This window comes from Novosphingobium sediminis, assembly GCF_007991615.1.
In the GTDB taxonomy this organism is placed as follows: domain Bacteria; phylum Pseudomonadota; class Alphaproteobacteria; order Sphingomonadales; family Sphingomonadaceae; genus Novosphingobium; species Novosphingobium sediminis.
This window is the reverse complement of record NZ_BJYR01000047.1, coordinates 1-8,239: the sequence shown is the minus strand read 5'-3', so window position 1 is coordinate 8,239 and position 8,239 is coordinate 1. Positions and strand designations below refer to the sequence as shown.

The window sequence follows — 8,239 nt, the reverse complement described above, 5'->3', positions numbered from 1 at the left end:
TGTATTGGGACGTCATCGCCGCTGGTCTTGCCGTGCGTAAGCGACAAAATCGGTCGTAAGTGCGGTTCCTGTGACATCAAAATCAACGATCCATACCGCTGATGCCTCTCGCGCCGTCGGTGCTGCGCCAAGACCGGATCTTTTATTGAAAGCTCCAGCGTCTGCATGAGGCGCTTGCGCGCTTGCGCCGCGATAGAAACTGCCCAGCAGTTTGCATTGTCCAAGACCGCGTCATGAATTTCCAGTCCGACCAAAATTTGTCGAGGAGATAAGTGCAGGCACACAGGCGGCGAGGTGCCTTGATATGTGCGCCTCAACTAGTTCGACTCAGTCGTCATGTCGAGCGATGACAGTGGCTGCCAGGCCGGCCAGCAAATCGGCTTGCCGGATGAGCATTTCGGTTCGTCGAAAAAATCCCTAGTTGGGGGTATCGGTGGGGGTATTTGGGGGGTGAAATCTAATAAAACATTTTCGTTTCAATATTATATGGTTGGTTTCTAGATCCCTCCTCCGCTACCAGAAATCAAGCACTTACAGGGCGTTCTGATTTCTGCAGAAACTTGTTTTGAAGCGGATGTTAAAACTTAGGCGCTGAGGCGGGTGGCGAAGGTGCCGAGGCCGTATTCGGTCCATGGTTGTTCTCCTGCGGCTGATGCGCATCGTCGTTTACGAGCGGCCGGAAGCGTGAATGGTGCAGCCTGCTACCTCATCAACCTGGTCGCCCGTACCGCGATGAGAACGCGGGCAGCTTGCAATGTTCCATTGCGTCTACAGCCTTGATGGCAACACGATCCGCGCATGATTGGAGCATTCCATTCTCCGGAATGATCTGCTGCACCGTTTCGCCATTCTGGGGGAGACCTGCCGAAGCTACTCCCCTGATTGTCCCGCATGACGCGGGCAATCGAAACGGGAGTCTGGCGATGCGCAGGCACAATGATGCGGTTCTGGCGGCGTTGGCCGGTTTTTTGCTCACCGGAGTAGTTCTGGCACCGCCGGCCTTGATGGCTCACGCCGAGAAGGCGACTCGGATCGCTGCTTATGACGAGGCGCTGGGGCCAAATGCCGCGCGCTTCGGAAGCGACCGTGCTGGCCGCCTTGCCGGCGCTTCGCAACAGTAATTACCGCGAGGATGTGCGCAAGCAGATGGTGGCTGCCCGCCCCTCTCCGGCTCGGAAGACCCGGTAGAGCGGCAGGTTAGCAATCGTCAAGGCTGGCGAGCATGGCCGTGATCAGATCGTGGCTGTTCGTCAGTCCTGCAAAACGGCCCGCGATTTTCCCTCCGGCAAACAGAAGCATGGTCGGCACCGAGCGCACACCGAACAGGCTGGCCAGTTCGGGGCTATGTTCCGCGTTGACCTTGAAAATGGTGGCCGTGCCGCGAAATCGGGCTTCCAGCGTCTCAAGCATGGGGGCTTGCATCCGGCACGGGCCACACCCGTCCGCGTAGAAGCTGACGAGGACGGGATGACCCGCATCGATCACTGCGGCCTTGAAGGTCGAGGCGGTCAGCTCCCGCGACATTGCTGCACCTAGAGCCCGAGATCCGACAGGCCGGGATGGTCATCGGGCCGGCGGCCGAGCGGCCAGCGGAACTTGCGCTCTCCTTCGGTGATGGGGTGTTCGTTGATGCTGGCGAAGCGGCGGCGCATCAGGCCGTCCTCCACGAATTCCCAGTTCTCGTTGCCATAGGCGCGGAACCAGTTGCCGCCTTCATCGTGATATTCATAGGCATAGCGCACGGCGATCCGGTTGCCGGTGAAGGCCCAGAGTTCCTTGATCAGCCGGTAATCGAGCTCCTTGGCCCATTTGCGTTCGAGAAACGCCTGCGCCTCGGCGCGCCCGCGCGGAAATTCTGCGCGGTTCCGCCAGGCGGTGTCCTCGGTGTAAGCGAGCGCCACCTTGGCGGCATCGCGGCTGTTCCAGCCGTCCTCGGCCAGGCGCACTTTCTCGCGCGCGGTTTCTTCGGTGAAGGGGGGCAACGGGGGGCGGGTCATGGCAGGCTCCTTGGCTGGGCATCGAAAAAGACCGGGCGGAGGGGGGAGGGAGTAGCCCCGCCCGGTCAGGGAGCGGATGGGATCGGGGGAAGCATCCGCGCGAGGTTATCGGGAGAGAGAAGGGGGGATCCGATAACTACTGCAAGTTAGGCGGCGGCGGCCGGGCCGAGAACAGTGGAAGGGTGAAACGGATTATTCCGGCCTGCGCAATGACGCGACCTCGGCTTCAAGCATCGCGATCTTTTCATCGCGTTCTTCCAGTGCCTTGCGCACGTCGTCGGCATGAAACATCTGTGGGATGTGCTGCGGACAGTTGGAGTCCCACGCCGCGACCTCGAACAGGATGACCTGTTCTGGCCTTGCGCGGTAGCCTTCCGGCATCAGGCGTTGTTCGAGCGCCGCGTCGCCCTCCACTACCCGCGCGGTTCCCCAGATCTTGATCCGTTGGCGCCGGGCGTAGTCCATCAGGAAGATGTAAGCGCGCGGGTTCTCGGCGAGATTGCCGGTACTGATGAACTGCTGGTTGCCTTTGAAATCGGCAAAGGCGAGCGTTTGGTCGTCGATAACGTGCAGAAAACCCGGCGGGCCGCCGCGGTGCTGGATATAGGGCTGGCCCTCGGCGCTCGCCGTGGCGAGATAGAAGCTGCGGACGGCAGAAATGAAGGGCGCCAGATCCTCCAGCGACCGGCCCATCTCCATCCCTTCGTAGATGACGCGGGATCCCTTTCGCGCCTGCGCGGCCTTGACCGAAGCCGTGAACGCGACATCCGTGGGCCGCGGGGTCATGCTGTCGGGACCTGAGGCGCAATCTGCCATGTCGCATCAGGACGCGGCACGCGCATAAGCTGGCGGATCCGGTCTGCGACTGTCTTCGATGTCAGGTCGCGCAGCAAGGCGAAGGCCACTTCGACGGCAGTGCCCGGCCCGGTCGAGGTCATGAGCTTCCCGTCGATGACGATCGCCTCGTCGATGAATTGCGCGCCGTAGCCTTCCAGCTGGGCCTTTCGCTTGCCTCCTAACTGATGATAGGTGGTCGCCCGGCGCCCGTGCAGGATACCCGCCGCGCCGAGCGCAAGCGAGGCCACACAGACCGAGGCGACGATCTTCCCGCGCGCTTCGAAGTGGCGTATCACCGCCAGGAACTCTTCCGACAGGGCATCCTGATAGAAGCCGGCTCCGTCAAACCCACCCGGCACGGCCAGCGCATCGAAGCTGTCGAGATCGAGATCGCTGACCAGCGCATCGGGAATGACCGAAAAGCCGAAGGTGGCGCGCAGGCGCGGGCGCAGACCTGCCGAGACCAGCTCGATCGGTTCGTCGCCGTCGATGTTCGCCCATCCCAAGACATCGGTGAAACCTGCCGCTTCAAGCGGCTCGAAGCCCTCGGCGAGCAGCAAAAGCACTTTCTTGGTCATGAATGGTCGCTCCCTGATGAAGTTTCAGATCGAGAATCAGGCGGTCGCTGCCGCCAGCAGACGGGTCGGCGGGCACGGCGCAGCAGATCAGCGCCTGATCGGCACCGGCTTTTCTGCAATTGTGGGTAGACTGTCCGCGCTGGCTGGTTCGCGGTGCTGCTCGGGCATGTGATCGCGGACCACGCGGCGGCCAAAAGCCTCCATCCGCTTGGCCACACCCACAGCGTTTTGCAGTGCGACTTCATCTTCGTGGAACGGCGATGGTGGCTGCGTCAGTGCGTGCCTGCCCCATTTGGCAAGGCTGCGGGGCCGCCCTCAGGCAGCCCCGGCAGCGCATTGATCAGGCCGCGAGGCCGACCGGGGTCTTTCCGAATTCGATGAAGCCCGGCAGGCCTTCGATCCGCGAGAGCCAGCGGTTGACGTTGGCGTAGGCGGAAAGGTCGACATTGCCCTCCGGCGCGCGTGCGATGTAGCTGTAGAGTGCGAGGTCGGCGATCGTCGGACGGTCGGCGGCGATCCAGTCGCGTGCCGCAAGTTCCGCTTCGATCAGCGCGAGCACTCCATGAGCGCGGGCGATGACTTCTTCGGGGTTGAAGCCTGCCTTGAAGATCGTCACGAGGCGGGCTGCGCCCGGGCCAAAGGCGATCTGCCCAGCCGCAACCGAAAGCCAGCGCTGCACCCGGGCGGCGCCGATCGGGTCTTCAGGCAGCCAGTCGGTACGGCTGAACTTCTTGGCCGCATAGACCATGATCGCATTGGAATCGGCGATGTATTCGCCGTCATCTTCCAGCAGCGGAACCTGCCCGAAACGGTTCTTGGCGAGATATTCGGGCGATTTGTGTTCACCCTTGGCGAGATCGACGTCGACGATTTCGACGTCGGCACCAATCAGCGACAGGAACAGCCGGGCGCGGTGGGCATGGCCGGAAATCGGATGAAAGTAGAGCTTCATGACTGCATCCTTTGGCAAGAACGAATGGCAACCGAGCCATCCGGCGAGCCACCAGATGCGCTCACCAAGGCGCAATCAGAACCTTCGAAGGATGCAAGTCACTATTCCGCTGAATGCAGTTATCGCCTAGAACCGACGTGATTTCACATTAGGGATGGAAATTATGTCGCGTTTTCATGCGATGCAGGTTTTTGTGAAGGTCGCCGAAACCAGCGGCTTTGCCGAAGCGGCGCGGCAATTGAACATGAGCCCGCCAGCGGTCACCCGGGCCGTGGCATCGCTCGAAGACCAGATCGGCGCGCGGCTCTTCATCCGCACCACCCGGACGGTCAAACTGACCGAAGCGGGTACGCGCTATTTCGACGATTGCCGCCGTATCCTCGCCGATATCGTCGAGGCCGAGGCGGCGGCGGCTGGCTCCTATGCCAAGCCCACCGGCGTGCTGACCGTCACCGCCTCTGCATTGTTCGGGCAGGACTACATCGCTCCGATCCTGACCGAGTATCTTGATCAGAACCCCGACGTGAATGTCCGCGCGCTGTTCGTCGACCGGATCACCAACATGGTGGACGAGGGAATCGATATCGGCATCCGCATCGGCGAGCTCGCCGATTCCAGCTTCAGCGCTATACGCGTAGGTGCAGTGCGCAGGGTGGTGTGCGGCGCGCCCGCATATTTCGAGAAGCATGGCGTGCCCCGGCACCCCTCCGAACTGACCAAGCACAACATTATCGTCAGCACCACATCGTGGGCCTCGCTCGACTGGCGCTTCGGCGGCCCGCAAAAACCGGTGGTGCGGGTTGCGCCGCGGCTCTTGTTCAACACCTATGGGGCGGTGCTCAATTCGACCAAGCTCGGTTGGGGTCTGGCGCGGCCGCTGTCCTACCAGATCGGGCAAGCGCTGATCGATGGCGACTTGCAGACTGTCTTGTCCGAATTCGAGGACGAGCCCTTGCCGGTCCATGTGGTGCACCCCGAAGGCCGAAGAGCCTCGGCCAAAGTGCGCGCTTTCGTCGATCTCGCCGTGGACCGCCTGCGGGCGAACCGGTCGATCAATTGATTTGTTCCATTTTCAGGAACAATATCTTCCGCGATTTCCCAATTATCTCTACCCCATGACGAGCCTATCTCCAGTTCACCCCCACACCGGGATCCAACTGGAGAAGAATGATGAAGTTCCCTCTGATCACGATTGCTGCACTCGCCGCGTTCGGCGCTGCTGCGGCTCCCGCTCACGCCGACACTTTTAACGGACCCTACATCGGCGTGACTGCCGGCTGGGAACGCAGCCAGATCGCCGACCGTGTCGCAGCGCAGCCGATCACGGCCGAGACGTCACGCGATGCGCTCGTGCTCGGCGGCTATGCTGGCTACAACTTCAAGGCGAGTGACCGGATCGTTGTCGGTGCGGAAGCCGGTTTCAGCGCGGCAATCAACGACACCGTCCGCGCAGCTTCGGCTGGCAAGTCGCTGACCATCGACCCGCGCTACAGCTTCGACCTGTCTGCGCGGGCCGGCTATCTCGTCACCGACAAGGCGCTGGTCTATGTCCGCGGCGGCTATGCCAACACCCGCGTGCGCACTGCCTTGAGCGGCCTCAACGGCCCGGTGACGGCCTCGGACAATCTCGACGGCTGGCAAGTCGGCGGCGGCCTCGAGTACGCGATCTCCGAGCATGTCTCGGCCCGCGCCGAGTACCGCTACACCGACCTCGGCAGCAATGGCGGACAGTTTGACCGCCACCAGACGCTGGTCGGTGTGAGCTACAATTTCTGACGCTCGCAATATCTCCCTCCCATCCATGAGCCCCTCCGCAGAGTCCCCCGTTTACCGGATGGCGCTGCGGAGGATGCCGGGGAACGCCCATGTCTCAGATCACTTTCGCAATGCGCCATCTCATCCAGTCGGAATGGCTGTTTCGCTGGCAGACGACTGTCATCGCCGCCCTTGTTGGCGGGTCGCTTGCAGCAGCCTTGCTGAACATCGTCGCCGCAGCTGGTCTCGCGACGGCACAGCGCGCTCTGGTGCTGGCTTCCCCGACGCTCCGGCGGAGCACGCATCGTGCCTGAGCGGCTCCATGCCCGCGTTACGGCGCAACTGAAGTTGGCGCTGCTAGGCGATTGCGGCTGCGGCAAGACGATCGGCAGGCTCGAACGCGAGGCCCGTTCGTCGGGACTGACCGGTGCCGAGATCGATGCCGCGCTCGGCGGGCGCAGCTTCGAGGCGCGAACCGCCGCGGCTGTCGCCTATGCCTGCGCATTGAAGGCTGGCGAGGGCGATGCGATTGCACGGGCACACGCACGCGCGCTGCAATTCGGCATCACCCAGGACGATCTCGTCGCCATTGAAAACAAGGCGAAGCGAATCCTCGCTTCGAAGCCGCGATGATCCGGGCCCTGGCAAGCCTGCTGGGATGGGGCCCACCCCTGTCCGGGCCAGCCGATGACGTGCTCGGGGAATTCCTGCGCGACCAGGTCCTCGGGGACGCAGCACCCGAAGTGCTCTTGCGCATCCTCTGATCCCATTCGACCAGGACAAATCCGATGATCGAAGTTTTCACCGCCAGCACACCCAACGGCATCAAGGTTCCCATCGCGCTGGAGGAACTGGGTATCCCCTATCGCTTGCACAAAATGCCGATGGGCTCGCCCGAATACCGCTCGGCCGAATTCCTGCAGATCAATCCCAACGGCAAGATTCCGGTCATTCGCCACGATGACGGCGGGAATGCGCCTGTCACCATCTTCGAATCCGGCGCGATACTGCTCTATCTTGCCGATTCGTTCGGGGGCCTTGCAGGTGCCACGGCTGCCGCGCGTGGTCAGACCCTGAGCTGGCTGTTCCTGCAAGTGGCGGGCCTCGGGCCGATGATGGGCAACGCCGCACATTTCCGGTCGCTGAAGTCGCCCGATCCCTACACGGTCGGGCGGTTTCACGGTGAGGCAAACCGATATCTCGGCCTTATCGAGGCGCGTCTGCGCGACGCCGAATGGCTCAACGGTGAGACTTATTCGATCGCCGACATTGCCCATTTCTCATGGGTTCGCAGCGCTGCCTACGCAGGGATCGATCTCAAGGATTTCCCGATCCTCGAAGCTTGGGTTCAGAAGATCGAAAAGCGCGATGCGACCCGGCGGGCCTTTGCCAAGCTGGCATGATTGACGCTCAAACCTGCGGGGCCTGCAACCATCCAGCGCTTGGGGTGGGAACGCGCATGCGCTCGCGCAGTTCCTGCGCAAATCCGGGCGAGGATAGCACCTCCAGCAGCTTGAGGGCCAGTTCGATCCCCGTGCCCGGCCCGGTCGATGTCATCAGGTGGCCATCGATCACCAGCGGCTGGTCCACGAAGACGGCGCCGTAACTCTCCAGCTCGGCCTTCCGGGTGCCGCCGAGCTGGTGGTAGACGGTCGCTCTCTTGCCGGTGAGCACACCTGCGGCGGCGAGCGAAATGGCACTGACGCACACTGCCGCAATCGGGGCCTGCCGCTGATCGAATGCGCGGATAACGTTGAGGAAAGGCTCAGACAGCGCCTCTTCGTAAAAGCCGGCATCTCCGAACCCGCCCGGGATGACCAACGCATCGAAATCGTCGAGTTCCAAGTCACGCAGCAGTGCCTCGGGAATTACGTCGAACCCGAAGGTCGTCCTGATCGGATTGCGCAATCCGACCGACAGCTGTTCGAAGCGAATCTCGCCGTAGATTGAGGCCCAGCCGAATACTTCGGTGAAACAGGCGGCCTCCATGACTTCAAAGCCACTGGACAACAAAATCAGTATGCGTTTTCGCATGAGCTCCCCCCCGCGATAACTGGCCCCCCGGCTTGCGATCCCCGCGCAAATCGCCTGCGACTGCCAAGCTACATCAATGTAGCGCC

At 62.2% G+C, this 8,239-nt stretch carries 14 protein-coding genes; 7 read left to right on the top strand and 7 right to left on the bottom strand.

The features are described 5' to 3' along the window. A partial coding sequence (locus NSE01_RS21605; RefSeq protein ID WP_218033316.1) for a hypothetical protein occupies positions 1–224 on the bottom strand: 224 nt, incomplete at its 3' end. Between the two features lie 699 nt (positions 225–923). Here NSE01_RS21605 and NSE01_RS20955 point away from each other — a divergent pair. Next, positions 924–1,121, top strand: a complete 198-nt coding sequence (locus tag NSE01_RS20955; RefSeq protein WP_147161505.1) for a hypothetical protein — start codon at positions 924–926, stop codon at positions 1,119–1,121. Positions 1,122–1,197: 76 nt separating this feature from the next. Here NSE01_RS20955 and NSE01_RS20950 read toward each other — a convergent pair whose 3' ends face one another. The 4 genes from NSE01_RS20950 to NSE01_RS20935 form a co-directional block, all read right to left on the bottom strand. After that, positions 1,198–1,524: a thioredoxin family protein gene (locus NSE01_RS20950; protein WP_147161504.1), complete on the bottom strand. Its 327-nt coding sequence runs from the start codon at positions 1,522–1,524 to the stop codon at positions 1,198–1,200. 8 nt (positions 1,525–1,532) lie between these two features. Beyond that, positions 1,533–1,997, bottom strand: coding sequence for a nuclear transport factor 2 family protein (locus NSE01_RS20945; RefSeq protein WP_147161503.1), 465 nt, complete (start codon positions 1,995–1,997; stop codon positions 1,533–1,535). Positions 1,998–2,189: 192 nt separating this feature from the next. Continuing rightward, positions 2,190–2,783 (bottom strand): pyridoxamine 5'-phosphate oxidase family protein, encoded by a 594-nt coding sequence (locus NSE01_RS20940; protein WP_147161502.1) that lies wholly within the window; start codon positions 2,781–2,783, stop codon positions 2,190–2,192. Continuing rightward, positions 2,780–3,412 carry a DJ-1/PfpI family protein gene (locus NSE01_RS20935; RefSeq protein WP_147161501.1) on the bottom strand — a complete coding sequence of 211 codons (633 nt, stop codon included), beginning with the start codon at positions 3,410–3,412 and terminating at the stop codon, positions 2,780–2,782. Before NSE01_RS20935 ends, NSE01_RS20940 begins: the two co-directional genes overlap by 4 nt. A 16-nt stretch (positions 3,413–3,428) precedes the next feature. On the opposite strand from NSE01_RS20935, the gene NSE01_RS21410 reads away from it, so the two are divergent. Next, a complete protein-coding gene (locus NSE01_RS21410) occupies positions 3,429–3,584 on the top strand; it encodes a hypothetical protein (RefSeq protein ID WP_170233926.1) in 156 nt (51 codons plus the stop codon). Between the two features lie 168 nt (positions 3,585–3,752). On the opposite strand, the gene NSE01_RS20930 is transcribed toward NSE01_RS21410, so the two are convergent. Next, positions 3,753–4,364 (bottom strand): glutathione S-transferase family protein, encoded by a 612-nt coding sequence (locus NSE01_RS20930; RefSeq protein ID WP_147161500.1) that lies wholly within the window; start codon positions 4,362–4,364, stop codon positions 3,753–3,755. 163 nt (positions 4,365–4,527) lie between these two features. Between NSE01_RS20930 and NSE01_RS20925 the strand changes: the two genes are divergently transcribed. The 5 genes from NSE01_RS20925 to NSE01_RS20905 all read left to right on the top strand — a co-directional run bounded on the left by NSE01_RS20925 (position 4,528) and on the right by NSE01_RS20905 (position 7,522). Next, complete coding sequence (locus tag NSE01_RS20925) at positions 4,528–5,424, top strand: LysR family transcriptional regulator (RefSeq protein ID WP_147161499.1); 897 nt, start codon at positions 4,528–4,530, stop codon at positions 5,422–5,424. Between the two features lie 110 nt (positions 5,425–5,534). Further along, positions 5,535–6,140: an outer membrane protein gene (locus NSE01_RS20920; RefSeq protein WP_147161498.1), complete on the top strand. Its 606-nt coding sequence runs from the start codon at positions 5,535–5,537 to the stop codon at positions 6,138–6,140. 89 nt (positions 6,141–6,229) lie between these two features. Next, the gene (locus tag NSE01_RS20915) at positions 6,230–6,433 is read left to right on the top strand and encodes a hypothetical protein (protein ID WP_147161497.1); all 204 of its coding nucleotides are present in this window, start codon (positions 6,230–6,232) and stop codon (positions 6,431–6,433) included. Continuing rightward, complete coding sequence (locus NSE01_RS20910; RefSeq protein ID WP_147161496.1) at positions 6,426–6,752, top strand: hypothetical protein; 327 nt, start codon at positions 6,426–6,428, stop codon at positions 6,750–6,752. Before NSE01_RS20915 ends, NSE01_RS20910 begins: the two co-directional genes overlap by 8 nt. Positions 6,753–6,907: 155 nt before the next feature. Further along, positions 6,908–7,522 (top strand): glutathione S-transferase family protein, encoded by a 615-nt coding sequence (locus NSE01_RS20905; RefSeq protein ID WP_147161495.1) that lies wholly within the window; start codon positions 6,908–6,910, stop codon positions 7,520–7,522. 7 nt (positions 7,523–7,529) lie between these two features. Here the strand turns inward: NSE01_RS20905 and NSE01_RS20900 are convergent. Beyond that, positions 7,530–8,239: DJ-1/PfpI family protein (locus NSE01_RS20900; protein ID WP_307726007.1), on the bottom strand; the 710-nt coding region annotated here is incomplete at its 5' end.

What these genes read in the sequence shown, in the direction of transcription:
- NSE01_RS20955 (WP_147161505.1), top strand. Translation starts at nt 924, where the DNA reads ATGCGCAGGCACAATGATGCGGTTCTGGCGGCGTTGGCCGGTTTTTTG.
- NSE01_RS20950 (WP_147161504.1), bottom strand. Translation starts at nt 1,524, where the DNA reads ATGTCGCGGGAGCTGACCGCCTCGACCTTCAAGGCCGCAGTGATCGAT.
- NSE01_RS20945 (WP_147161503.1), bottom strand. Translation starts at nt 1,997, where the DNA reads ATGACCCGCCCCCCGTTGCCCCCCTTCACCGAAGAAACCGCGCGCGAG.
- NSE01_RS20940 (WP_147161502.1), bottom strand. Translation starts at nt 2,783, where the DNA reads ATGACCCCGCGGCCCACGGATGTCGCGTTCACGGCTTCGGTCAAGGCC.
- NSE01_RS20935 (WP_147161501.1), bottom strand. Translation starts at nt 3,412, where the DNA reads ATGACCAAGAAAGTGCTTTTGCTGCTCGCCGAGGGCTTCGAGCCGCTT.
- NSE01_RS21410 (WP_170233926.1), top strand. Translation starts at nt 3,429, where the DNA reads ATGAAGTTTCAGATCGAGAATCAGGCGGTCGCTGCCGCCAGCAGACGG.
- NSE01_RS20930 (WP_147161500.1), bottom strand. Translation starts at nt 4,364, where the DNA reads ATGAAGCTCTACTTTCATCCGATTTCCGGCCATGCCCACCGCGCCCGG.
- NSE01_RS20925 (WP_147161499.1), top strand. Translation starts at nt 4,528, where the DNA reads ATGTCGCGTTTTCATGCGATGCAGGTTTTTGTGAAGGTCGCCGAAACC.
- NSE01_RS20920 (WP_147161498.1), top strand. Translation starts at nt 5,535, where the DNA reads ATGAAGTTCCCTCTGATCACGATTGCTGCACTCGCCGCGTTCGGCGCT.
- NSE01_RS20915 (WP_147161497.1), top strand. Translation starts at nt 6,230, where the DNA reads ATGTCTCAGATCACTTTCGCAATGCGCCATCTCATCCAGTCGGAATGG.
- NSE01_RS20905 (WP_147161495.1), top strand. Translation starts at nt 6,908, where the DNA reads ATGATCGAAGTTTTCACCGCCAGCACACCCAACGGCATCAAGGTTCCC.